Here is a 26,252-nt window from a genome sequence, read left to right as displayed (position 1 = left end):
GATTACAAAAACTCGAGGTGGATGAGATGATTGAAATTCAAGAAGTGACAAAGCAATTTAAAGATAAAAAGAGTTACGTGACTGCACTGAAACACGTAACGTTTTCAGTGAAGGAAGGGGAGGTTGTCGGTTTGCTCGGGGAAAATGGCGCAGGAAAAACGACGCTGCTCCGGACGATTGCCACTCTCCTGACGCCGACTGAAGGAACGGTGACGGTTTCTGGATATGACACCGTTAAGAGCCCGAACGAGATAAAGAGAAAGATTGGTGTTTTATTCGGTGGTGAAACCGGACTGTATGAACGTTTGACAGCCCGCGAGAATCTTGAGTACTTCGCAGGTCTATACGGTCTAGGTAAACACGAGACGAAGGTGAGAATAGATGAACTCGCCAGGATGTTTGGGATGAGGGATTATTTGGACCGGAAAGTGGGAGGATTCTCAAAAGGGATGAGACAGAAGGTGGCAATTTCGAGGACCCTGATCCACAATCCGGACATCATCCTGTTCGATGAACCGACCACGGGTCTTGATATCACCTCTTCAAATGTTTTCAGGCAGCTTGTTCATCAGCTTAAGAGGGAAGGAAAGACAATCATCTTTTCCAGTCACATTATGGAAGAGGTCACAATGCTCTGCAGTAAGGTGGCCATGATCCATAAAGGGGAGCTCGTCTATGAAGGGGATATCGAAGAGCTTTATAAAAATGAGAAAAGTCGGGATTTGAATTATATCTTTATGAGTAAGTTGGTCAGGGGGAATGAGCACTATGCTTCGTAGGATCTATATGAAGGAAATGAAAGACAGCTTCCGCGATAGACGTACATTGTTCCTGATTGTGCTTCTGCCGATCTTGATGATGAGTGGATTAACGTTTTTCTATGAAAATATGCTTTCGGATGATAAGGGAGAGACCTATCAGTTGGCAGTCAATCAAGGCGCGGATGAAGAAATTCTAACACGGCTTTCTTCTTATGAAAATGTTACGATCAGCAAGACCTCCGACCCTGCACAGATGGTCAGTGATGGCGATGCCCTGGCTGGGCTGATTATTGGTGAGAATTTCATGGAATCGGTGGAGAACGGGGGGCATGAAGAGGTTACCGTCATTGGAGACTCTTTCAGCCAGAAATCGTCGAGTCTGATTGCCATTGTCACGACTGAATTCACTTCGCTCGAAAAGGAGATTACGGCACAGCGCTTGGAAGCCCAAGGTACGGATCTTTCCGTCATCCAGCCGTTTACCATGAACCAACAAGAACTTTCCGAAGACCTCAGCGTCAACATGCTCGCTTTATTGGTACCACTCATCCTTGCCATTGCAATCGGCATCGGTGCCAGTCCGTCGGCTGTCGAACTATTCGCCGGTGAAAAAGAAAAGAAAACGATGGAAGCCTTGCTTATGACTCCAGTCAACCGCTCGACACTTGTCCTCGCCAAGTGGTTAGCCATCTCAACATTGAGTACGCTCATGGGTTTCATTACCCTATCTGTCATGTTGGTTGAAATCTCATTCTTCACTGAAAAATTAAAGGAAGCGATATCGTTTGGTGAAAATCTTTATCCGATTGCAGGATTGTCGTTAATGGTTATTTTAGTTTATGCGGTCTTCAATTCATCCATCATGATGATTACGAGCATCATGGGGAAAACGGTGAAGGAGGCGCAAAGCTATTATACTCCGGTTTCCATGCTGGCGATGTTTCCAGGGATGATCATCAGCAGCCTTGGGGTAAATGAGCTCGAAGTCCATCACTTTGCCATCCCGATTTTGAATTTATTCAGCCAGATGAAAGAGCTTTTATTTGGAATCGTCGATTATCAGCACCTTGCCATCACGATTTCAAGCAATCTGATCGTGATGCTTGTTGTCTTCATCATCGGCCGCATTCTGTTTTTGAAGGATAAGTGGGTTCTAAACTAAGGTTCGTTTAGCATCGGTATTTTGGTTAGCTTCGACGAAAAGAAAGGGTGGTCAGCATGAAAAGAGGGACAAAAATAGCGTTATTCACGGCATTGATGGTCTTGATAGGCTTTCCGATAATTTTCACGGTTATTTCTCTGGCAACAAGCAACTGGAAATTTTTATTGTACAGTCTGCCTGGTTCGTTTACAGCTGGATTTACAGGCCTTATCGTGACATTGAAGCAGATTAACAATGAGCGAAGAGGCCGAGGAGAAGTGAATTAAGGAGTAGATAGTAATTTTTTCTAGAATATCCGTGAAATAAAATTTGCTATTCCACTCAATTCCTGTTAGTCTTAGTATGAATTATTTTTGTTCGGTCAGTAAGGAATGGAAGTTTTACACTTTTAGCCTTTGATTTCTCATTGAGCATGAATAGTAATAAATCGTGGAATGTTCCACACAGGAGGAAACAATTATGCAACAAGGTACAGTTAAATGGTTTAATGCAGAAAAAGGTTTCGGTTTCATCGAAATCGAAGGCGGAGAAGATGTATTCGTACATTTCTCAGCTATCCAAGGCGAAGGTTTCAAAACTTTAGACGAAGGTCAAAAAGTATCTTTTGACACTGAGCAAGGTCAACGCGGACTTCAAGCAACTAACGTTGTTAAAGCATAATAGCATTTTTGCTGAAAAAGGACCCTCTTATTGAGGGTCCTTTTTTTGTTTGTTTGGCTCTGTTCTTAAAGTATAGGGTTGATTTTGACAGCTCCTTTGTATAGGGCTTGCCCTCATACGCATAGTAGTTTATATAATTCGGTCAGAGGTACAGAATATAGAAAGATTGAATAGAGACAAGTCACTTCCTGAAATTACACGGACGAAGAGCGAACTGATTGACTAAAATCGATTACAATTGTAAACTATGAATATAAATTGATTACATTTGTAAACGATAAGAGAGGTGATAGTCCTTGCCCAATGAAGAAAAGCCTGAGATCACGGATTCGGAATGGGAAGTGATGCGGGTCGTATGGGCACTTGGTGAAGTGACCAGCAAAGAGATTAATCAAGTACTTCAAGATAAAAAAGAGTGGAAGCCGGCAACGACAAAGACGTTTATCGGACGATTGGTCAAAAAGGGCATGCTTCAAACAGAAAAGTCCGGCAACCGTTTCATCTACACCGCCGCGGTCAGTGAGGAAGAAAGTCTTAAAACATTGAAGGCGGGTTTATTCCATCACATCTGCAGCCGCGCAGTAGGTAAGACGATTGCCGATTTGATTCAAGAGGCGACCCTCAGTCACGCTGACATCGCGCTGCTCGAGGACGCTTTACAAACAAAGAAAAAGGACGCTGTAGACGAGGTCGCATGCAACTGCGTCCCTGGTCAGTGCACATGCAGGAAAGATCACGGAAAGAACTGCAAGCATTAAATAAAATGAAAATTTAAGGAGTGTTCAAACATGGAAAAAACATTATTGAAAGTATCAGGAATGACGTGCGGAAACTGCGTGAAGAAAGTGGAAACAACTTTAAATGGTCTTGACGGGGTGGAAAAAGCGAAAGTCGATCTTGAGAATGCATCAGCCAAAGTGAAGTACGATGAAACGAAGCAATCTCCGGAAAGCTTAAGCAAAGCGGTCACTGAAGCGGGATACGAATCAGAACCAATCAAATAAGTAAAGGTGGTCTCACACGATGACGGAAAAAACGTTGAGCATCGAAGGAATGACATGTGCGTCGTGTTCGCAGACGGTCGAAAAAGCGACTGGGAAATTACCGGGCGTACAGGAATCCAGTGTAAACCTGGCCACTGAGAAACTGAGGATCACATATGATGAAAGTGAAATTACGTTGGATGAGATAAAAAAAGCGGTCGATGATGCAGGCTATAAAGCCGTCACGGAAATGGAGAGGAAAACGTTCAATGTCACAGGCATGACTTGTGCCTCATGTGTACAGTCCGTTGAAAAAGCGACAGGAAAGCTCCAAGGAGTAAAAGAATCAAGTGTCAACATGGCAACGGAAAAAATGGTCATTGAATATGACCCGTCGATGGTTAGTGTGACCGATATCAAACGAGCGGTGGCTGATGCCGGTTATCAAGCCGAAGAAGATACCGATGCCGGCGATCAGGTTGATGAGGATAAAGAAAAGAAAGAGCAGCATATCAAACATATGTGGAAGCGTTTCTGGGTTTCGGCTGTCTTTACGATCCCACTGCTCCTTGTCTCCATGGGCCATATGCTTGGAATGCCGCTTCCAGAAGCGATTGATCCAATGATGAACCCGACAGGCTTTGCGCTCATTCAGCTCGCTTTGACGATTCCCGTCATGATGATGGGGAAGCCGTTTTTTACCGTCGGATTCAATACGTTGATAAAACGGCATCCAAACATGGATTCCTTAGTGGCTCTTGGTACGAGTGCGGCCTTTGTGTACAGTGTAATTGCCTCAATATTCATCGTCCTGGGGAATGAAAGCTATGCGCGGGATCTATATTATGAATCAGCGGCGGTCATCCTCACGTTGATTACATTAGGTAAGTATTTCGAGGCTCTGTCAAAAGGTAAAACGTCAGAAGCCATTAAGAAGCTAATGGGGCTTGCCCCTAAAACAGCGATCGTCATCAGGGACGGGAAGGAATCTGAAATTTCGATAGAAGAAGTCGAAGTCGGAGACATCATTGTCGTGAAGCCCGGTGAAAAGCTGCCGGTCGATGGTGTGGTAGTCGAAGGTAAGACTTCTGTAGACGAATCGATGCTGACGGGTGAAAGTATCCCGGTTGAAAAAGAAGCAGGAGATTCTGTTATCGGAGCCAGCATCAATAAAAACGGAACGATCCGTTATGAGGCGACAAAGGTTGGTAAAGATACTGCCCTGTCCCAAATCATCAAGCTTGTCGAGGATGCCCAAGGTTCGAAAGCCCCGATTGCCAAAATGGCTGACGTTATTTCAGGCTATTTTGTGCCGATCGTCATCGTGCTTGCCATCCTGACGGGCGTCGCCTGGTACTTTGGTGGTGAGTCTGGTCTATTCGCTTTCACCATCGCCATTTCAATCCTTGTCATCGCTTGTCCATGCGCACTTGGACTCGCGACTCCGACAGCCATCATGGTCGGTACAGGAAAGGGTGCTGAAAATGGTGTATTGATCAAGAGCGGAGGCGCACTTGAAACGACACACAAGATTGACACCATCGTGTTTGATAAAACCGGGACGATTACGGAGGGAAAACCCGTTGTAACAGATATTGTGACCGTACATGATGTTTCAGAAGACGAACTTCTGACGCTTGCCGCTTCAGCTGAAAAAGGTTCAGAGCATCCACTGGGAGAAGCGATTGTGAGGGCTGCGGAGGAGAAAGAGCTACCCCTCTTAAAAACAGATTTCTTTGATGCGATTACCGGTCAAGGACTTGAAGTGACGGTCGATGGGAAAGATCTGTTACTCGGAAATCGCAAGCTCATGGAAGAAAACGATGTTGAGTTGGGTGAATGGAAGGATACTTCCGATCGCCTTGCTTCTGAAGGTAAAACACCAATGTACATCGCGGTCGAAGAAGAACTCGCAGGGATCATCGCGGTCGCAGACACCGTGAAGGAAACAAGCTTTAAAGCGATTGAAAAGCTTCACAAAATGGGGATAGAAGTCGCCATGATCACCGGTGACAACAAGCGGACCGCACAATCGATCGCTGAGCAAGTTGGAATTGACCGCGTACTCAGTGAAGTGCTTCCTGAAGATAAAGCGAACGAAGTCAAGAAGCTTCAGGATGAGGGAAGAAAGGTTGCCATGGTCGGTGATGGAATCAACGACGCCCCCGCCCTTGCGCAGGCAGATATCGGAATCGCAATCGGGTCAGGAACGGACGTTGCAATGGAATCAGCGGATATCGTGCTCATGAGAAGCGACCTGATGGATGTCCCTACGGCGGTCCAACTGAGCAAAGCCACGATCCGGAACATTAAACAGAATCTTTTCTGGGCATTTGCCTATAATATCCTGGGCATACCGATCGCAATGGGGGTACTTCACTTATTCGGAGGCCCCCTGCTGAATCCAATGATTGCCGGGGCTGCCATGAGTTTCAGTTCCGTTTCGGTCCTGTTGAATGCCCTTCGCTTGAAAGGCTTTAAACCATCAAGTGTGTAAGGAGTGATAGAAGATGAACGAGGATCTACTTTTAGAACTCTATACACGGCCGAGTTGCTCCGATTGTCAAGCTGCGAAAGAATACTTGGCCGAGGAAAACATCGATTACATCGACAAAAACGTCGGTGAAGACCAATCATTCGAAGAAGAAATGAAAGAACTTTCTGGTTCCCGTATCGTCCCTTTTTTTGCTTTTTATAAAAAAGGACTGCTTGGTAGGAAGAGACCGGTAAAGAATTTAATCGGATTTGAAGTGAACCGGAAAGAGATTGAACAATTAGTGGGTAAAATCAAATGATGAAGTTTGGCCTCCAGTAGAATTGGAGGCCATTTTTTATGGGGAATGTAAGGAAAGTTGGATTCTTAGAAATGGTTTACGATTCAAAGAATGTCCGACAAGTGGCACGTATCTTTTGAAAAACGGCATGAATATAAGGGATAATGGCACGCAAGTTTTAAAAGTGGCTTGAATATACAGGGGATGGCACGAATAGCGCGAATTTCGGCATGGAAAAAGAGAACCCACTTGTATGAACTTCAAAAGCTCTCCTTATGGCACACTGAAAGGGTGAAAGATCAGTTGAACTACACATATGAAATCGACAAGAAGACCTATCATCCGTTGACGTTTACAATAGAGATGGATTTTACGATGGAAATCGAGCGCAAAAAGGTGCAAACCCATCAAAAGATGAAGGGGAGCTACTCGAAAATCAATGAGATTGATAAAATTACGATTCCAGCAGACGTGAAAGAGAGTGTAGTAGAATTCGATGAATCAGCCTTGCAGGACGAATAATGACGAGAAAGCGTGTGGATGATTCACACGTTTTTTTATTATGAAAAATATTTCGAAATCGAGAGTTCTAATTTGTGGAACAACCTTAAAACTAGTACGATAGTCTTATGAATGGTATATGTTAGAAAATATATAACGGCTGAATCTGTGAAAAAGGAAGAGGATGAATACGATGTTTAGTACTGAACTACCAGGAAGTACTGAGGGATTTAACCCCCAGCAAGTAGTGGGTGCAATAGGAAGGTCACTGGCGATGATTCAATTTGATCCAAACGGAAATGTGTTATGGGTGAATGAGAATTTTGCCAATACGGTTGGATATAGAGTCGATGAGATGCCAGGAATGATGCATAGGCAATTCTGCACACCCGGATTTGCGGAAAGTAGTGAGTATCAGCAGCTTTGGAGAGACCTTCGGAACGGAAAAAGCTTTCAGGAAAAGATTCAGCGCGTGACAAAACGTGGGCAACTCATATGGCTGGAAGCTACATACACCCCGGTTTATGATGACGGGCGGAAAGTCATCGGCGTGGTGAAAGTTGCAACGGACATAACAGAGCGTGAGAATGCTACCTTCAAGGTTGCTTTTGAATTGCAGCAGATGTCTGCGGAGCTCAGTGAGAAAGCGGAAGCTGGGATAGCGGGAAGTGAAGAGGCGAGCTTCGCTATAGAAAGGCTCGTGAAAGAGTCGGAAGAAAATCTTGTGATCATGGAATCTCTTAAATCCCAGGCGAAATCGATAGAAAGCATAGTGAAAACAATCAGGGAAATCGCGATGCAAACCAACCTGCTGGCACTGAATGCAGCCATCGAAGCCGCCCGTGCAGGGGAGCATGGAAGAGGGTTTAATGTTGTTGCCGGAGAAGTAAGGAAGCTTGCCACCCGAGTGCAGGATTCCATCGGTGAAGTCAATGCACGTATCGAGGGGATATCTGGCGAAATCAACAAAATAAGCGAAGGAACAATCCGCTCACAATCAGGGATTTCAAACAACCAGGCCATCAATGAACAAACCGTGGCGGCTTTTAAAGAGATCGGAAGTGCTGCCCGCCAGCTCGATCAGCAGGCAAAGAATTTTCAACATATCCTATAAGCGTACAAAGGCCCGACTTCCATCGTGTAAAGTATTGAGGGACGGGCCTTCAGTATGTTCATGCGGTATGGGAAGGAGATTCCGATTAATATCAGTCCAGGATTTGTGTACATGAAAGAAGAAATGAACGAGATCGATACCTACATCTAGACGTTTCATCCACTCACAACCTGTCCCTTCTTTCAGGGGGCAGGCTTTTTGGATTTCACTAGCCCTTTCGATAAAATAGGAGATAACACTACTTAATGAAAGAAGGTGAGCAGTTGAATTCTATACCTGATCATTTGAAAAGAGGGCTCCACATCGTTTTTATCGGGTTCAATCCGAGCATCATGTCAAGTGAAACCGGTCATCATTACGCAAATCCAACCAACCGGTTCTGGAAAATCCTCCATCAATCGGGTATAACACCCCGATTATACAAGGCGGAGGAAGATGGTGACCTGATCGAGCTCGGATACGGAATGACGAATATCGTAGCACGTCCAACGAAGGATGCCTCTGAAATTTCAAAAGAGGAGTATGAAAAGGGTAGGGTGATTTTAAAAGATAAACTGGACACTTACATGCCGCGTACAGCCTGTTATGTCGGAAAGGGAGTCTATCAACAGTTTGCGAGGAAGAAGAAGGTTCCCTGGGGATGGCAGGAGGAATCCGTCGTGGAAGGAGTCCGTGACTTTGTTGCGCCGTCTTCAAGCGGCCTGGTGAGGATGAAGGTGGATGAGATTGCAGGTATCTATAAAGAGTTGTTGAATGAAGGACGTCCTGTTTAAGGGCGTCCTTTCATTTGTGGATTAAAGTAGATTCATCCTAGGTTTTCGGATGTATGGTTGACGTGACGGGGAGAGTTGGAGCAAAACCATATCTTTAAGGTACTTTGGGCGGAATTTGGATGGAAATTTGATGGAGTGATTACGTTTAACAGGATTTTACTGAGGGAAGAGAAGGGGAAAGTTGAACTTTTCAGCTGATATACCATTGATATAGGTTGTGATAACTGATGCAAGGCATACTGAAGCGAATGTCGTCTGAAGCCATACGATATTCCAGGATGACAAAAAGGGAGAAGTGGGACAAGCTATACTCTAATTTGTGGATGACACCGATGATTTACGCGGTATCTTCCATTCTGCTGGTTTCCATGACGCTTTGGGCGGATCTGGAGATGAATGTCTATGAGGGGATGCCGTCATATCTGACGGTCGACTACGGGTTGACCAAAACCATCCTGAGCACTCTGACCGCCGGGATCCTCTCATTGACCACCTTTACGTTCTACGGCGTGCTCGCAGCTTTGTCCACGTTCTCAAGTCAGTTTTCCCCAAGGATCTTGAAGAATTTCATGATGAATAAAATGACTCAACGAACGCTCGGTATATTCAGTGCCAGCTTTCTCTACGTACTTCTTTGCTTATTCTTCATTAATGAAGATACCACTCAAGCATACAGTCTGATCCCGATGGCTGCAATCGTCACGGCCATCCTGACGATAAGCACGTTCGCCGTTTTCATCAATCATATCGTTACTTGGCTTCAAGTGACCAACTTGACCGAACAGCTCAAGCTTGAATCAGTCGATATTATTGAAAGCTCGCTTGTAAAAGAATTAAAGCCGCATAAAGCTGAAGATTGTGCCGCGATCCAGATGCAGGTCCCGGTATGGGATGGTACGTCGATTGTGGCAGAGCAGTCGGGTTATTTACAGAAAGTCAATTTTGAAGAACTTATACAGGAAGCAGTCAGGGATGATTTAATCATTCGCTTGGATCAACGCATCGGAAGCTTTGTTTTCCGGTCCAATTCCGTTTTCACCTATTGGGATTCATTATCCGGAGTATCCCAAGCTGGAATCGATGAAAGTAAGTATATGGATATGTTTCAAGTCGGGAAGAACCAGACGGAGCTTCAGGATATCGAGTTCAGCATTAACAAGTTCGTGGAAATTGCCATACGTGCGCTCGGAAATCATGATCCTAAGACGGCAACCAACATCATCTATCAAATCGGGGACCTGTTGATCCGAATTTCCGAGATGGAAGTGTTTTCGCCATATCTGGCGGACGGGGATGGGAACTTGAGAATCATTTTAAACGACTTGAATTATGATGATTATCTTTACAGGGGATTCGCATCCATCAGGCATTATGCAAGGGAGGATGCAGTCATCACAGGTGAACTCCTCCATGTACTCAGTGCGATTGCACGAGCAACCGGAGGGAAGGAGCATCCATACATATGGAGTTTTACCGAGTATACAGCGAACGGCTTTAATCGAGACCTTCTCTTTGACCTGGACGTGAAACAGTTTCATGAAGTGATAAGGGAAGTAGCGAAGATCACCGGAAATGAAAAGGCATGCGAAGAACTATTGGATCATTTTAAGATAAGGGTGGACTGATGGATCTTTTATCATAGATGGTGGAGTGTTTTGATTTAGGTAAGCTACTGGTCTGATTATTAGATAATAACGAATTTATGATTGCTTCTTTTGATTGTGGAATGGGTTTTCGAACAGGTAATCGTCCTTTTACATCATATACTGATAGGGGAGTTTTCGAATAGAAGGAGTTTGACACCATGAAAAATCCAAGAGGGAAATTTACAATGTATAACATCATGAAAGAAGATCCCTATCTCGTACCACATTTACCCAACACCGATCAATTGACCGAAAAGGCTTTGTCCCGGTACCTGGACAAGTACGGCATTGTCATTGTAAAGCCTTGCAGAGGAGCAAAAGGGAAGGGTGTCGTTCAGGTTAGGTGTGTGGATGATGGAAGGGTGGAAATACAATCCGGTCGATCTAAACTGGAGTTGGAAAGTAGAGAAGCAGCGTATGCCCATTTGAAAGAACACCACATCATCGAGAGGAAAAAATATATCGTCCAAGAAAGAATAGATCTTTCAACTGTTGAAGGAAATCCGGTGGATGTCAGGGTGGTAGTTCAAAGGAGGATGCGCTTTTTTAGGTGGGAAGTGACAGGCATCCTTGTGAAAGTGAGTGCTGATGGGTATTTCGTGACCAATCATGCGACAGCGGTCATGCACCTTGAAGATGCATTGAGAGCATCATCTGCAGCCTTCCTTGATCCCGTGGTGGTCCAAAAGGGGTTATCGGCGATTGCACGGCGTACGGCCAGGAAACTACAGGCACCATATCCTCAGTTAAGGTGTATCGGCCTTGATATCGGATTTACGAATAAGGGAGAGTTGTTCATCATCGAAGCGAACCTGGATCCCGACCTTGAAATGTTCAAGCCCCTACAAGACAAATCGATGTACAATAAAATTATGAAATTTAAAAAAGGATGGCGATGTAGCTTACTTCATAAGCTGACCGTATTCCTGAAAAAAATCATTAAAAGATGATATGCCTTGAATCCAAATGGAAGGTACGCCCCTCATCACGGTGAAGCGATGAGGGACGTACCTTCCATTTTGTGTTATACTTCAATTGTTGGAATATTTAGTTTTTTATAGGGCAGGGGTACACATATGAGACGATTTTTACATAGATCAGGCCCTATCAGTCATGTGCATGCTTATCGGGAAAAGTGCAGTGAAATCACGTAAAGGGGTGCAAGTCTGTGGAGGAGTTTGCAAGTTTCCGCGTTCCGCAAACGGTTTTATACGGTCGGGATGCCTTTGTCAATGTCGGGAAGGAAGCAGCGTCAAGGGGGAAGAAAGTACTTATTGTCAGTGATAAAGTGATGGATAGGCTTGGTTATGTAAAGAAATGCCGTCGTTATCTGCTAGAACAGGGCGTCGGGAGTGCCGTTTACCTGGGGGTGGATTCCGAACCGACAGATCGATATGTGGAGGAATCGCTTCAACTGTTGAAGGATGAGGGCTGCGAGGCAGTCATATCCCTTGGGGGTGGAAGCTGCATCGATACTGCAAAAGCGATTGTGGTTCTGGCTGCGAACGGAGGATCCATAGGGGAATATATGGGTGGTATAAGTGTAGTGGAGAAAAAGCCGCTTCCTCATATTGCGATTCCCACAACGGCCGGGACCGGTTCAGAAGCTACCGATGTTACGGTCATAACAGACACGGCCAAAGATGTGAAGATGATGATCAAACATCCTGCTTTCATGCCGGTTGTTGCCATCGTCGATCCTTTCCTTTCCGTTTCATCACCGGGGACCGTGACGGCGGCAACAGGGGTGGATGCCTTAAGTCATGCGGTGGAGGCCTATTTATCAAAAAAGTCCCACCCGATGACGGATACACTGGCGCTATCGGCCATACAATTAATTGCAGATAACCTGCTTGATGCTTATCGGGACGGTGAAGACCTTGATGCTCGCGAAGCGATGAGTCTCGCTGCCATGCAAGCGGGGATGGCCTTCTCGAATGCTTCGGTGTGCTTGGTCCACGGGATGTCGAGGCCGATAGGGGCACTGTTTCATGTACCTCATGGATTTTCGAACGCAATGCTTTTGCCGGCAGTACTTGAATTCAGTAAGGATCATTGCACCGATCGACTCGCAGAGGTGGGGCGCATTTTTCAAAAGGAAAATAGTCATCTTTCTGAAAAGGAATGCGCCGAAGTCGCGGTGGAGGCTGTTAAAAAGCTTTGTTCGGACCTCAATATCCCGAATCTGAAGGGATGGGGCATCGATGAAGAAGCGTTCTCGCATGCGGTGAGCAAGATGACGGACGATGCCTTCATCAGCGGGAGTCCAGCGAATAATCCACGGGTGCCGACGAGGTCTGAGCTTGAGGAACTGTACCACATTTGCTACGATTACCAGTTTTCAACCAGTGAAATAGTAAAATGAAAAAGGATGGCAGTGAACTGAACACTGGCAAACCAATAAAACCGTTTGAAAGGGATTGATTTCATGGCGACTGCAACGACAAATACATTGAAGAACTTTATTAACGGCAAATGGGTGGATGCGAAAACAGAGCATTACCAATCCGTACCCAATCCTGCAACGGGTGAAGAACTGGCCAAGGTTCCGATTTCAAGCAAGCAGGACGTGGATGACGCGGTTGCTACCGCAAATGATGCATTTAAAACGTGGAGCAGGACGCCTGTCCCTAAAAGGGCGAGAATTCTATTTAAATATCAGCAGCTACTAGTCGAGAATTGGGACGAGCTTGCTAAACTGATTACGGAAGAAAACGGGAAGAGCTTTAAGGAAGCATACGGTGAAGTGCAGCGAGGGATTGAATGTGTGGAATTCGCTGCAGGTGCACCGACCTTGATGATGGGGAAGCAGCTTCCGGACATCGCGACAAATATTGAATCGGGTATGTATCGCTATCCAGTCGGCGTCGTCGGGGGAATCACCCCATTCAATTTCCCGATGATGGTCCCGTGCTGGATGTTCCCACTGGCAATCGCTTGCGGAAATACTTTTGTCCTTAAGCCTTCGGAACGTACACCTCTCCTGGCCAACCGCCTGGCGGAGCTGTTTCAGGAAGCGGGGCTTCCTGATGGGGTACTGAATGTGGTACACGGGGCACATGACGTGGTGAATGGCCTGCTTGAGCATCGGGGCGTCCCGGCGATTTCCTTCGTGGGGTCGCAGCCTGTGGCGGAGTATGTTTATAAGACCGCCTCAGGGCATGGTAAACGCGTGCAGGCGCTAGCCGGAGCGAAGAATCATTCCATCGTGATGCCGAATGCCGATCTTGACGCTGCCGTGAAAGAAATCATCGCAGCCGCTTACGGGTCAGCCGGGGAACGCTGCATGGCATGTTCGGTGGTCGTAGCCGTAGGGGACGTGGCGGAACCCCTGATCAAGAAGCTGAACGAACAGGCCGATCGCATCAAAATCGGGAACGGTCTTGATGAGGATGTATTCCTTGGCCCGGTCATTCGTGATGAGCATAAAAAGAAGACGGAAAGCTACATTGTGAGCGGTGTGGAAGAAGGGGCGACGCTCGTCCGTGACGGTCGTAACGATGAGGCATACAAGCACAACGGTTATTTCATCGGTCCGACCATCTTTGACAACGTCACCACCTCCATGAAAATCTGGAAGGATGAAATCTTCGCTCCCGTTCTGTCGATTGTGCGGGTGGATACCTTGGAGGACGCCATCAGCTTGACGAATGAATCAGATTTTGGGAATGGTGCATGTTTGTTTACAAAAGACGGAAGCGATGTCCGTTACTTCCGTGAATTCATCGAAGTCGGCATGCTGGGTGTCAACATCGGTGTACCGGCCCCAATGGCGTTTTTCCCTTTCTCAGGCTGGAAGAACTCCTTTTATGGAGACCTACATGCCAACGGCCCGGACGGAGTCGAATTCTACACTAGACGCAAAATGCTCACCGCACGATGGTGAAATGAAGGTACGTCCCTCATCGCGTTAATGCGATGAGGGACGTACCTTGAAAATGAACTTCTCAACGGGGAGTTTCTATGATATGATAATCATAACTTACAAGAAATGGAGGTTTTCCTTTTGATCTTAATCAGACTTCGATTCCGCGATTTGAACAGCTAATTGAATATGTTCAGAGGCTCTGTCTGTGTACAGGGTAAATGGAATTGGTCTGCCTATTTTTAAGGGAAACTTCATTTGACGGTGAAGAAGAGGGGACGAAGGACTCTTCTTTTTTTATGTCTTAAAAATAGAATTGAATAGTGGACTTTTAGAAAGGATCCGTCCCCGGTGTTGCATCAATCCCGTGGAAGGTCCTCCGGAAGCCAGCCGACCCATGAATGAAAGGACCGCGGACCATGATCTTCATATGAAGGTCGTTCTTCACGTGATCGGCTGCGGGTACCATTTACACTAAAAACACAGGCAGCGGCCTGTGTTTTTTTCGATATTACTAGAATGGGAAGTGAAGAGATATGATGGAAGAACGTTTAAAAGCGATCGCCCTGGGCGTCAATACGAAAGAAAAGGGAGAAGACTTTGATCATAGCATGCTTGAATTAAAGGGACTGGCGGAAGCCCGTCACATTGATGTGTTGGCAGAAATGACGCAGAACCTTCCGAAGAGGAATCATGTGCATTATATCGGAAAGGGAAAGATTGATGAACTCCTCCCATTGATTGAAGAAATGGAAGCGGATGTCCTCATCGCCAATGATGAGTTATCTCCGTCCCAAATAAGAGTGCTTGAAGAAAAGCTCGATATCAGGGTCATGGACAGGACGATGCTCATTCTTGATATTTTTGCAGAGCGCGCTAAGACAAAGGAAGCACAGTTGCAGGTAGAAGTGGCACAGCTTCAGTATATGCTCCCAAGGCTTATCGGAAGACGCGAATCACTTGGCAGGCAAGGAGGGGGATCAGGCCTTGCAAACAGGGGGGCTGGTGAAACAAAGCTTGAACTTGACCGCCGCCGGATTGAAGACAATATCACTGCCCTCAACAAAGAGCTCGAGTCCCTTGTCGAACTCCGTAAGACACAGCGTAAACAAAGGAAAAAAAGCGGTCTTCCGATTGTATCACTGGTCGGTTACACCAATGCTGGTAAATCAACAACGATGAATGCATTGGTTGAAACATTCAACCCTGGGGAAAACAAGCAGGTGTTCGAGAAGGATATGCTGTTTGCCACATTGGATACATCCGTAAGGAATATTACACTTCCTGACAATAAGGCTTTCCTTTTGACTGATACAGTCGGCTTCGTCAATAAGCTGCCTCACCATCTTGTCAAAGCATTCAGATCCACCCTTGAGGAAGTGGCAGAAGCAGACCTCATCATCCACGTTGTTGATTATTCAGACCCCCATCATGAAACATTGATGAAGGTGACGAACGAAACTCTCGATAGCATAGGAGTGGGAGATATCCCGATGGTCTATGCCTTCAATAAAGCGGAATTGGTCAACGAAGAGATGGTAGGGAATGTTGTGAACGACAGAATCTACCTATCCGCTAAGAAAAGGATCGGTATGGACGAATTGGTCTCAGTGATCAAAAGTCATGTGTTCAAGGACTATAAAAAATGTGACATGCTCATCCCGTTCAGTGAAGGGCAGCTGATTTCCTATTTCAATGAACATGCGAATGTGCTTCATACCGAATATGAAGAGAACGGAACGAAATTGACAGTTGAATGCAGGATTGCAGATTATGAGAAATATAGATCTTTTGTGGTGGAATAAAAAACCTAGAGAAAAGGGTTTTATATCGAGCCCTTTTCTGTAACCAATCCATCTTGATCGGTCGAATATATAGTATGGGGGACTATCTGCATGAAACCATTGCAAGGCAAAACAGCCATCGTCACCGGAGCAAGCCGCTCAAATGGAATTGGTACAGCCATCTGTCTTGCACTTGCTGAGGCAGGGGCGGATATCTTCTTCACTCACTGGACACCGTTCGATGAAACGGTGGGGAGCGGAGTGGAGAAAGACTGGCCAGGGATTTTAAATGATAAATTGATTGGGATTGGGGTACGTGCTGCCCATATGGAAGCAGACCTTGAAGAGGAAGAGACGCCACGGAGGATCATGGATGCCGTGGTGGAATCTCTCGGATCTTCCCATATCCTGATTCATAATGCAACCTATTGTGCACCCTCCAGTTTCCGCACATTGGATGCGTCCATCCTCGACAAGCACTACAATGTGAACAATCGCGGAACCATTCTGTTGTCGATGGAATTTGCGAAAGCATTTGAGAAACAGAACCCCGGCGGAGGCGAAGGGCGGATCATCCATATGGTCTCCGGCGGTCCAGATCCGGAAAATCTAGCGTATATCGCCACTAAAGGGGCTTTAAAGGCGATTACTTCGCCACTTGCTACCGGCCTTGCCCCTTTAGGGATCACCGTGAACGCTGTCGATCCAGGACCGACTGATTCAGGCTGGATTGATGAGGAGCTTGCACAGGCATTCCTGCCGATGTTTCCACAAGGGCGCATCGGACTTCCTGAGGATGCGGCGAAGTTGATCTGTTTCCTTGCGAGTGGTGAATCTCAATGGGTGACGGGGCAAATCATTGAATCCAACGGTGGATTCTTAGGGAAATAAAAAATTTCCTGCTGAATATAAAGTAATAAAAATAGTGGTCCAATTCACATCTGAATTGGACCACTTGTTTTTGTTGATATTAAGTTCCTATATTTTACAATGTGATTCGTACCCTAATTCAAAACAGTCGGATGGCTAACATACTCATGCGAATTGGTATTAAACCGTAAGCAAATACTTGCGTTGGAAAGGGTTCAAAAACGCTCGTTCAGCGGCGGTATTGCTAAAAGTCTATATGTGATAAACGACAAAATGGAATTCATATGTAGTAGAAAACAAGAAAAGACCGACTGCTTAATAGGTCTTTCATTTCTTTAGGGCTTATTCAATAAAAGCCATCATTAGCACAATAAAGATATCCTAATAGGTCTATATTGCCATCCTCCCATATAATGTTCCCCACTTGTTTTATCGTGAGTTCATTTATTCTTTCATCCCCAATACCATATGTTGTTTGACTTTCATCGTCTATTTCTTGTGGAGAAACATCGTAAACAGCACATAAATGATCATGCCTTTTAGCACAGTAAATAGCAGAACTGTTTTCAATGATCTATCAACGTTTTATAAGAAATGAACGACAAATAATAAATGGCACCCATACTAACAACTTGACGATGGCTACTGTCATTCTGCGAATTAGGGTGCTATTTTACTTGTGAATTGCGATGTGATGATCAGTCTACTGCGAGAATAATCAAGGGTTTATAACAATATGTGGTAAAATAAACTTAAAGATTATGAAAAATGCTGCTCTTCAACTAATGGGCACTATAGTTGAACAAATGATAGTTATTAAATCCGATGTGCACTCGATACAAACATGATCTGTCGATTGATAGAGAGAATGTCAGAGGAGATATGTTAAATGATAGGCTTGTATATTTTATGCTTCATTTTTATGTGCTTTATGGTGGGGGTTATATTTATTCGCAAGCATTTTAACAAAGCGGGTTATAATCATGGGCAAAAAAGAGATGCTATGATTGTACTTGGTTATCCCGCAAAAGAGGATGGAAGCATGACGCCCATTTTACGAGAACGAATCAATAAAGCAACAGACCTCTATCACACTGGAATTGCTGAAGTAATTATTTGTTCGGGTGCATCTGTCTCAAATAACCATGTTGAAGCAGAAGTCATGGCAAGAGCGTTAGTGGAATTAGGCGTGGATGATAGCCAAATCATACGAGAAACAAAAGCGAGGGGCACTTATGAAAATTTGGTGAGATCGCGAGAAATCATGCACGAGAGAGGGCTGGAAAAAGCGGTTATTGTCACCTCACCTTGGCATTTGCGAAAAGCTAGTTCATATGCGTTTCGGTTAGGAATTGATCATACCTTGGAAAAGTCTAAAGTGCCAAAAGAATTTGTCATAGGATTAGGTATCATTTACGTTTACATATACATACAGATGTTCATGATTTATTTGCGTTTTTATAAGGGAAGACAATGAAACTTACTATTAAGAAGTGTTAAAATGTCTCTGTTTCAGTATGAAACGATCTAGTCAGCATTGGTGATTATTCAACTAGCGGAGGCTTTAATTGAATGACAAAAAGCTTGGGATATCCCAAGCTTTTTTTGTTACGTTAAGTGTATTGTTAATTCACTTGCTATTTACGTTGCGAAAACGTATGATTTTGGGCTGTGATTTTAGGTTTTCTCCATATTATCTGAGCTACTCATAACCAAATTCTGTGCTCTTTTTAGTGTGAATTCAGTATATAACTAATCAGGCAGCGTTTTTCGGGTTTTGTACTACAAAACAGAACCCGTTACTGAATATCAGCTGGCATTTCTATTTGATCTGGTTCCGTTATGTCGATTATAGCCCGGGAAATATGGTGGAAATGAATGGGATTTGTCGATGTTCGGTGTTGTGCCGTACGAAATGGATCGGTGAGCGCAAAACCGATGACCATATCGCCCCTAAGACTAGAAAAAGGATTTTATCAAGTTTTGATCATTGGATGAAGATTCGTGGGTCAGAATTAATCAATATTGCAAATCTCGATCGGGCAGTTTTCACAACCGATTTCTTCCCTCAGGAAATCAAGGTCCAATAGGATGATTCTTCCGCTTGAAGCATACTCTATGACGTTCTTTTTCCTTAAGTCACTCAGCATCCGATTAACGCTTTCCCTTGTTGCTGCGCAGTATTTGGCAAGTTCTCCGTTCGATAGGTGGATATCAAGGAGGATACCTTTCTCCATTTCGACGCCATAAGAGTTTGAAATCCGAATCAACGTGGAATATAGCGCACCTTTCTTACCGTGCATGACGAGATCCCTGATCTTGGATTGATTTTTTCTCAATTGGGTGGAAATCCACTTCATGAACTCAAATGTCAATGGGGCATTGCTGATCAGGGCATGTTCGAGACGATCTCTTTGAATGGTCAGGACTTCTGAATCTTGGATGGCAATCGCACTTAACATGTAGGTGGCTTCTTCTGAGAAGAGAGTCAGTTCACCGATGAAATCGTCTTTTTTACATAGCTGCATATTCAATTCCTTACCTTCAAGACTAAGCTTGCTGATTTGAAAAATACCTTTTTCGATCAAGTACAATTCATCCGCTCTTTCACCTTCCTGGAATAAGAAGGTCCCTTTTTTTACCCCACGGTGAGTGCCGATTGATTTTAACAGCGAAGATAATTCCTCTGATAGAGAAGAAAGATCCCCTTTTTTAGTGTGTATATCCATGATTCGATCCTCCTTTCATGATCAATCTGATCAGAAAACATGTATCTGTCATCTTTCTTTCATACATAAAAACTACCACTTTGACTAAAGGTTTACAACAAGTATTTGGATATGGCCCTGTACTACTTTACATGCATGAGATGTTACTAACCGCCACTTATTGAACATATACATACCAAGACACTGAACAACCGGGGGGCTGAATCATGAATGGGAAATTACCAAAAACAGTCACAAAGATGGTAGAAGAGCTTCGAGCCAGGCAGCAACCTGACGGAACCTGGTCTTTTTGCTTTGAAAATAGTTTGATGACGGATGCATTCATGATCATCCTGATCAGATCATTGGGTTTGAAGGAAGATCATCTCGTCACTCATTTGGTCCAAAGGCTTTTGAACATGCAGACGGAAGCAGGAACCTGGAAAGTATTTGAAGATGAAGTGGAAGGGAATTTGTCTTCAACGATCGAGGCTTATTTTGCCTTGAAGTTCAGTGGCCTTCTCGATGAAAGGGATATAAGACTTAAAAAAGCCGAGCGATTCATCCTGGATAAGGGAGGATTGGGGAAAGCTCACACACTCACCAAGCTTATGCTCGCCATTCATGGACAGGTTGAATGGCGGTATCTGATGCCCGTTCCAATTGAAGTGCTGCTGATCCCTGAACGTTTTCCAATCAGCTTTTGGGATTTCAGTAGCTATGCAAGGGGACATATGGTTCCATTCTTACTACTGAGGGATGGTCGTTATCAATTGAAAACATCCCGAACACCGAACATCAGGCATCTTTTCCTTCCTGAACGAGAAACGAATGAGGATGAAAATCGCTTATATCTCTTGGAAGGACTGAAGGAAGGTGTGAAGGCACTTGCTGGGCTCCCGGAATCCCTTCGCCTTCAGGCAAGGCAGTTTGCGCACGATTATATGCTGAAGCGGATTGAATCGGATGGGACGTACCTTAGTTACTTCAGCACTACATTTTTTATGATCTATGCGTTGAAATCGGCCGGTTATAAAGAGAATTCCGGAGTCATGGCGGGTGCATTCAAAGGGTTAAAAGCAATGATCTGTCAGACAACCAATGGCCCTCATGTCCAGAATTCCCCTTCCCTCATCTGGGATACAGCCCTGATCAGTGATGCCCTTCAAGAATCGGGTATTTCCTTTGACGATGAGGCGATCGCAAGGGCAGTCGACTATTTAGTCAAACATCAGCACTATAAATTCGGTGATTGGGCAATGGAGGTCCGGAGCGTTCCACCAGGTGGCTGGGGATTTTCAGAAAGTAATTCCATACACCCTGATGTAGACGATACGACAGCTGCTTTACGTGCCATCACGTATTCTGCAAGTGAACATCCTTCCATCCGGCAAGCGTGGGATCGTGGGATCCAATGGGTGCTCGAAATGCAAAACCGCGATGGGGGATGGCCAGCATTTGAAAAGAATAAAACAAAAGGGATCCTAGCATCCTTTCCGCTGGATGGCTCTGAATCGGCAGCCATCGATCCCTCAACTGCAGACCTGACAGGTAGGACGATTGAATTTTTAGGTGGAAGGGCAGGTTTGACGAAGGATCATCCAAAAATAAAGAGGGGGATAAAATGGCTGAAGCTTAGTCAGGAAGAAAACGGTTCTTGGCCAGGCAGGTGGGGGATTCACTATATTTATGGGACGTGGGCAGCTGTAACGGGAATGAGGGCTGCGGGTGTCCCGTCAACGGACCATAGTGTAGAGAAAGCGAAGAGATGGCTAGAAGGCATACAAAGAGAAGACGGGGGATGGGGAGAGTCGTGCTACAGCGACCAAAAAAATACGTATGTGCCGTTACCTTTCAGTACACCATCGCAAACGGCGTGGGCACTTGATGCTCTCATTTCCATCTCCGGCCAACCAACGGAGGCCATCGAACGAGGCATGGAACGGCTCTTGACACTCATCAATGACCGTAGACCTTCTAAGGCTGATGTTTATCCAACGGGTGCGGCGCTATCAGGGAAATTCTATATACATTACCACAGCTATAAATGGATCTGGCCGTTAAAAGCACTGAGCCATTACGTGAATAAATACCATTAAAGGGGCGCTCCGATTTAAGGTACGTCCCTCGATGCATCACCGTGCTAAAGGTACGTCCCTCGTTACGGTAGTGCGGTAAAGAGTTGGAATATTCTTTACTTATTGGGCGTAACATTTTAAACTGTGGGTGGGAAGTAATTTTTTCCAATATTGAAAAGGAGGAGATCAAAGATGATTACGATTGTGAATGGAGTTACAAAAGAAGGAAAAAAGGATGAGGTTCGACACATTAAAACGTAGTGTAGGAGGAAGTTATGAAAACAACGTTGGAGAAAGTAAGAATCGTAGAATACCATGAAGGTCTCGCAAATGGGATCGCAAAGATGTGGAATGAAAGCCGTGACAATTGGGGTGGTGACGCCAGTGTCATGACAGAGCAGGACGTGATAGAGAAAGAGGGGAACTCTACGAATCTTCATTTGTATCTGGCCATGATCGGCGAAGAGGTGGTCGGATACTGCGGGTTATCACGCTACAGTGAAGATCAGGGAGCACTCTATATCCCGCTCTTGAATGTTCACCCGGACTATCATGGTTTAAAGATCGGCAAGCAGCTAGTCCTTAAAGCGCTTGATAGGACGATTGAATTGAAATGGCCACGTCTCGACTTATTTACTTGGCCGGGCAATACCAAAGCCGTTCCGCTTTATAAGAAGTGTGGGTTCTTTTGGGAGGACCGGGATGATACGACACATTTGATGAACTTCATTCCATCGGTGCTGCAGATCGACTGCCTCAAGCCATTCTTTGACAAGCATGACTGGTATCGTACAAGTCAGCGTGTCATCGAAGTGAAACCGGACGGAAACAAGGATGGGGACCATACGTATTATGAATACAGGTGGGAAGCAGGCGATGAGTATGTCCGCGTTCAATTTGAACGGACAGGAAGAGGGATACGCCTGATTGAGACACAAGATCTTCTCGTGGAAATGAAGCTGCCTGAATTTAAGCTCCTTGAGAGGGAAGAACACGCTGTTAGTTACCGGATCGTCAATAAGACGATGGAACCCGCTCATGTTTCCATCAAAGGGCTGTCGACAGAGAACGTCAAGCACACCTTCACGGCTGAGACAACCGTGAGTAAAGAGTGGATTGGTGAATATCATGCTGTCCTAACGCTTCCTACGAGAGAGCCAAGCCCATGGAAAACGCATCCCGTCGTAACGGCAGATGTAGAAGTTGATGGGAAGTTATTTCCTTTGAAAATGGGGGTTTATCCAAAACAGGCAGGAAAACTGCATTTACGCACTGCTAAAAAAGATTGGCGCCCCAATCAAAAAGCGCTCCTCTATTTAGATATCGAGAGCCAACTCGAGGATGATGCAACTTGGACGATCAAGCTTCCTCCAAGTGATGTGGTGAAGTGGGGCCAAACAGAAGTAAAAGCTGAACTAGCAGGGAAAAGCAGGTTTTCCGTTCCAGTGAAGGCTGAGCTTCTAAAAAATGGTTTTTACTCAGAAGACGTATTGATCAGCGTGAAGAAAAAGAACGGAGTATGCTTTGAATTCGAATCTAAACTGTCGCTTGCTTTCCCGGGACTCGGTGCGCGGTTCGGAGGGGAAAATGAGGCGTCCTGGAAAGCGTATAATGGACCATATTTTGTCGAGATTGAAAAAAGGAACCATATTGTCAAGATTGGTTCAGTCCATTCCAAGCAGGATCCGATGACTCTTTTCCCGCCACAACTCGGTAAGCCGTTCAGCGAAGAGTTTTCTAAGAAAGAAGCGTCTTTCGTTGAGTATATTGAAACACCAGAGGCATTTGTCGTGAAAACCACATTGGAGTCTGATTCATTTGAATCGGTAATCTTGAATACGTACTTGAAGATATACGGTTCCGGAATCGTGGAGATCAAGCATGAAATCGTGAATAAGTCACATGAGATGAAAGAGCAGCTTTATTTGATTCAGCCGCTGCCGATTCAATTGAAGCAAATGGCGATCCCTCAAAAAGAAGGTGTCGTCGTGGGTGATGAGGCGATCGTTCCGTTCATGGATTATATCCGTGATAAAGAAATTTCCGAACGCTGGCTGTTCACCTCTGCTGCAAATGGGGAAACAAGGGGGCTCGCGTGGCCGGAACATGCGCTGGGGCGTAAAAATAGTTGGCATTTTGCGATTGAGTATAAGACTGATTGTGTTCCTTCCGAGGGGGAAATATGCCTTGGACCGATTCAGATCGGGCTCAATGCATCGCCGACCTGGAAAGAGTGGCGAGCTTTTGTATTGGGGGATGACGCATCCCCAATGGATGAATGTCCTTTATACTCTTTTGAAGCATCAGAAGGTGGCCTTACTTCTCAGGCAAGCGAAAAAGTGCATTATTCATTCCGTTCGATGCTGACCCCTCATCTTGAAGGGAAGCTCACAGTCGAAGGTGAAGATGGAAGTGTGGAACAAGAGGTAACGAAAAAGGATGAATTGACAGAAGTACATGTAGATGTTGTTCACAACACCCCTGGCGTGCAACGGCTACATGGAAAGTTCCGGTCAAGAGGGCAACTGGCTTCATACGAAACGGTCGCTTTGGTTACGGGAGATAAAGAAATAGAAATCACTGAACACGATGGGAACTGGACGGTCGACAATGGTGTGCTCTCCTTTAAAGCGTCGGCTGGCTATTACCCTGGATTCTATTCATTGATTTATAAAGATAAAGAATTCCTCCACCATCAATATCCGGAACCTGGACCAAAAGCCTGGTGGAATCCTTGGGGTGGAGGGATACGATACACATTCATGAGTGTAAGTCCATACTCCATGCTGAAGGAGCCGACCTCGGTGGAGGGGGTCACGAAGCAGGATGAACACGGAAATAGCTGGAGAGGCCTCATGGTGACCACGGTGTTCAAAGAGCATGAAACGATGAAGGGTATCACTCTCCGTCAATATGCCTTGACGCTACCAGAAGTCCCTGTCATGCTCTTCTATTGTGAAATCGAACAGGATTCGGGACGCGCGTTCATGAACGAAACGGTCGATCTGGAGGCATTTTTCAAGCCCGGAGAGGAATTATCTTCTAGCTATCTGAACTTGCCGACCGAAGGCAAATTTGATACGTATTATGGCGGCGTCGAAGAATTCATGCTTTCAGACAGTCCTTTCCTTCATGTCGGTTCAGATGATCGGAAGGAAAAGGCACTTCTTGTACATCCTGATGATGTGAAGATGACAGAAGCTTACATCAATCAGGAAGTGCTCGTAGCGGCTTCTTCAACAAAATGGACTGCGGCTTCAGGAGAACGCATCAAGCTAAAACCGACCGTGATGGTTTTAGGCGAGGAAGACGTCTCCGCTTGTTATAAGCAGTTAAGGAAAGTTTCATTTATGTAATAAGGTGTGCCCGCTTCGGAGGATCGGAGCGGGCATTTTTCCTTTAAGGGCAAAGTCTATTTTAATCTTTTCGGGGTACACGCATTGGTCCGTTCCTCACTTTTTTAATGCGTGAAGGGACGGACCTCTAAAAAGGGGTGGGAAAATGGGATTTGTGGAGCAGAATGTAACAATTGATGCGAAGTACGCGTTAGGTGGGACACTCACTTTTCTGGAGGAACAATCAAGTAAGCATCCAGTGATCATCATGGTCCATGGGAGTGGCCCTGTTGATCGGGACTCTAATGCAAAGCGGATGCCGATGAATATTTTTAAAGAACTTAGTGCATTGGCGGTGGATGAGGGCTTTGCTACTCTGAGGTATGACAAGCGGGGATTGGGGGCGAGCGGAGGAGACTATCATGCAACGGGTGTCTATGATTTGGTTGATGATGTGCAGGCAGTTGTTAATTTTGCAAAGGAACATGAAGAAATCGACAACAAGCGGATTATCCTCCTCGGTCATAGTGAAGGCACAATCCTTACCCCGCTCATGAATGACCGTGACCCTGTCGCCGGCTTGATCCTGCTGGCTCCTTGTGCAGAGAAGCTTGCTGAGACGACCAAATGGCAGCGGGAAGAGATGGTGAACGAAATACGTTCTATGAAAGGATTTCAAGGATGGCTTCTCAAAGTGTTGAAAGTGGATCAGAAAATCTTGAAGATGAACGATCAGCTCACAGAAAAAATCCTCGGTACAGACGAAGCTGTAATTACCTATAAAGGGAAAAAAGTGAACGCAAAATGGAACAGGGAGCATGCTGATGTGGATGTATCCGAATCATTGATCAATGTCACCTGTCCCGTCCTGGCTATTTCGGGAACGAAAGACGTAAACGTAAAAATGGATGATGCTAAAAAAGTGTGCACGCTTGTAAAAGGTGAGTGTGAATCGCACTTGCTGAAAGATCTCACCCATATCCTCAGAAAGACAGAAACAGAATACTTGTTGAGTAAAATCCTTAACGGCAACAAGAAATTGATGAAGAAGCCCCTTGATGGGGAAGTAAAGGATATCATCAGGCAGTGGCTAGGGAAGTTTCAGTAATAACCAACCTTCAGTCTTTTTACTGACTTTGTAAAATAAAAGGGTAGCCGTGATGGAATAAATGAATAAAAAGTTTACAATGAAGAGTTCAAATGTGGAATCAAACATGGGTATTCTCACTTTTAACAAA

The 26,252-nt window shown here is 45.2% G+C and carries 21 protein-coding genes; 20 read left to right on the top strand and 1 reads right to left on the bottom strand.

Annotated elements, in window-relative coordinates; translation table 11 throughout:
- Positions 1-26 precede the first annotated feature (26 nt).
- The 17 genes from LCM10_RS12020 to LCM10_RS11940 all read left to right on the top strand — a co-directional run bounded on the left by LCM10_RS12020 (position 27) and on the right by LCM10_RS11940 (position 18,370).
- Complete coding sequence (locus LCM10_RS12020; protein ID WP_224876519.1) at positions 27-779, top strand: ATP-binding cassette domain-containing protein; 753 nt, start codon at positions 27-29, stop codon at positions 777-779.
- Positions 769-1,923, top strand: a complete 1,155-nt coding sequence (locus LCM10_RS12015; protein WP_224876518.1) for an ABC transporter permease — start codon at positions 769-771, stop codon at positions 1,921-1,923. Before LCM10_RS12020 ends, LCM10_RS12015 begins: the two co-directional genes overlap by 11 nt.
- A 459-nt stretch (positions 1,924-2,382) precedes the next feature.
- Positions 2,383-2,583 (top strand): cold-shock protein, encoded by a 201-nt coding sequence (locus LCM10_RS12010; RefSeq protein WP_224876517.1) that lies wholly within the window; start codon positions 2,383-2,385, stop codon positions 2,581-2,583.
- 296 nt (positions 2,584-2,879) lie between these two features.
- Positions 2,880-3,341: a CopY/TcrY family copper transport repressor gene (locus tag LCM10_RS12005; RefSeq protein WP_224876516.1), complete on the top strand. Its 462-nt coding sequence runs from the start codon at positions 2,880-2,882 to the stop codon at positions 3,339-3,341.
- A 30-nt stretch (positions 3,342-3,371) separates the two neighbouring features.
- Positions 3,372-3,587: a heavy-metal-associated domain-containing protein gene (locus LCM10_RS12000; RefSeq protein WP_224876515.1), complete on the top strand. Its 216-nt coding sequence runs from the start codon at positions 3,372-3,374 to the stop codon at positions 3,585-3,587.
- A 19-nt stretch (positions 3,588-3,606) separates the two neighbouring features.
- The gene (locus tag LCM10_RS11995) at positions 3,607-6,063 is read left to right on the top strand and encodes a heavy metal translocating P-type ATPase (RefSeq protein WP_224876514.1); all 2,457 of its coding nucleotides are present in this window, start codon (positions 3,607-3,609) and stop codon (positions 6,061-6,063) included.
- A gap of 13 nt (positions 6,064-6,076) precedes the next feature.
- The gene (locus tag LCM10_RS11990) at positions 6,077-6,361 is read left to right on the top strand and encodes a glutaredoxin family protein (RefSeq protein WP_224876513.1); all 285 of its coding nucleotides are present in this window, start codon (positions 6,077-6,079) and stop codon (positions 6,359-6,361) included.
- A 228-nt stretch (positions 6,362-6,589) separates the two neighbouring features.
- Entirely contained in the window at positions 6,590-6,862 is a 273-nt protein-coding gene (locus LCM10_RS11985) for a DUF6612 family protein (protein WP_224876512.1), read from the top strand.
- A 172-nt stretch (positions 6,863-7,034) separates the two neighbouring features.
- On the top strand, positions 7,035-7,955 hold the full coding sequence (locus LCM10_RS20775; protein WP_318247494.1) for a methyl-accepting chemotaxis protein: 921 nt from the start codon (positions 7,035-7,037) through the stop codon (positions 7,953-7,955).
- A 263-nt stretch (positions 7,956-8,218) separates the two neighbouring features.
- On the top strand, positions 8,219-8,728 hold the full coding sequence (locus LCM10_RS11975) for a mismatch-specific DNA-glycosylase (RefSeq protein WP_224876958.1): 510 nt from the start codon (positions 8,219-8,221) through the stop codon (positions 8,726-8,728).
- A 227-nt stretch (positions 8,729-8,955) separates the two neighbouring features.
- Entirely contained in the window at positions 8,956-10,353 is a 1,398-nt protein-coding gene (locus LCM10_RS11970; RefSeq protein ID WP_318247493.1) for a DUF2254 domain-containing protein, read from the top strand.
- Positions 10,354-10,532: 179 nt separating this feature from the next.
- Positions 10,533-11,324: a YheC/YheD family protein gene (locus tag LCM10_RS11965; RefSeq protein ID WP_224876510.1), complete on the top strand. Its 792-nt coding sequence runs from the start codon at positions 10,533-10,535 to the stop codon at positions 11,322-11,324.
- Positions 11,325-11,542: 218 nt separating this feature from the next.
- A complete protein-coding gene (locus tag LCM10_RS11960; RefSeq protein ID WP_224876509.1) occupies positions 11,543-12,739 on the top strand; it encodes an iron-containing alcohol dehydrogenase in 1,197 nt (398 codons plus the stop codon).
- A 63-nt stretch (positions 12,740-12,802) separates the two neighbouring features.
- Positions 12,803-14,260, top strand: coding sequence for a CoA-acylating methylmalonate-semialdehyde dehydrogenase (locus LCM10_RS11955; protein ID WP_224876508.1), 1,458 nt, complete (start codon positions 12,803-12,805; stop codon positions 14,258-14,260).
- Positions 14,261-14,778: 518 nt separating this feature from the next.
- Positions 14,779-16,044 (top strand): GTPase HflX, encoded by a 1,266-nt coding sequence (gene hflX / locus LCM10_RS11950; RefSeq protein WP_224876956.1) that lies wholly within the window; start codon positions 14,779-14,781, stop codon positions 16,042-16,044.
- Positions 16,045-16,134: 90 nt separating this feature from the next.
- On the top strand, positions 16,135-16,914 hold the full coding sequence (locus tag LCM10_RS11945; RefSeq protein WP_224876507.1) for an SDR family oxidoreductase: 780 nt from the start codon (positions 16,135-16,137) through the stop codon (positions 16,912-16,914).
- 868 nt (positions 16,915-17,782) lie between these two features.
- On the top strand, positions 17,783-18,370 hold the full coding sequence (locus LCM10_RS11940) for a YdcF family protein (RefSeq protein ID WP_224876506.1): 588 nt from the start codon (positions 17,783-17,785) through the stop codon (positions 18,368-18,370).
- A gap of 538 nt (positions 18,371-18,908) precedes the next feature.
- On the opposite strand, the gene LCM10_RS11935 is transcribed toward LCM10_RS11940, so the two are convergent.
- On the bottom strand, positions 18,909-19,622 hold the full coding sequence (locus LCM10_RS11935) for a Crp/Fnr family transcriptional regulator (RefSeq protein WP_224876505.1): 714 nt from the start codon (positions 19,620-19,622) through the stop codon (positions 18,909-18,911).
- Positions 19,623-19,828: 206 nt separating this feature from the next.
- Between LCM10_RS11935 and shc the strand changes: the two genes are divergently transcribed.
- The 3 genes from shc (at position 19,829) to LCM10_RS11920 (ending at position 26,122) form a co-directional block, all read left to right on the top strand.
- Positions 19,829-21,700 carry a squalene--hopene cyclase gene (gene shc / locus LCM10_RS11930; protein WP_224876504.1) on the top strand — a complete coding sequence of 624 codons (1,872 nt, stop codon included), beginning with the start codon at positions 19,829-19,831 and terminating at the stop codon, positions 21,698-21,700.
- Positions 21,701-21,954: 254 nt separating this feature from the next.
- Positions 21,955-25,035 (top strand): GNAT family N-acetyltransferase, encoded by a 3,081-nt coding sequence (locus LCM10_RS11925; RefSeq protein WP_224876503.1) that lies wholly within the window; start codon positions 21,955-21,957, stop codon positions 25,033-25,035.
- A 145-nt stretch (positions 25,036-25,180) separates the two neighbouring features.
- Positions 25,181-26,122, top strand: a complete 942-nt coding sequence (locus LCM10_RS11920) for an alpha/beta hydrolase family protein (protein ID WP_224876502.1) — start codon at positions 25,181-25,183, stop codon at positions 26,120-26,122.
- Positions 26,123-26,252 lie beyond the last annotated feature (130 nt).

Origin of the sequence: Rossellomorea aquimaris (genome assembly GCF_020171925.1) — a bacterium.
In the GTDB taxonomy this organism is placed as follows: Bacteria; Bacillota; Bacilli; order Bacillales; family Bacillaceae_B; genus Rossellomorea; species Rossellomorea aquimaris_F.
Note: the sequence above shows the minus strand (reverse complement) of the source record. Positions and strands in the feature narration are given on the sequence as shown.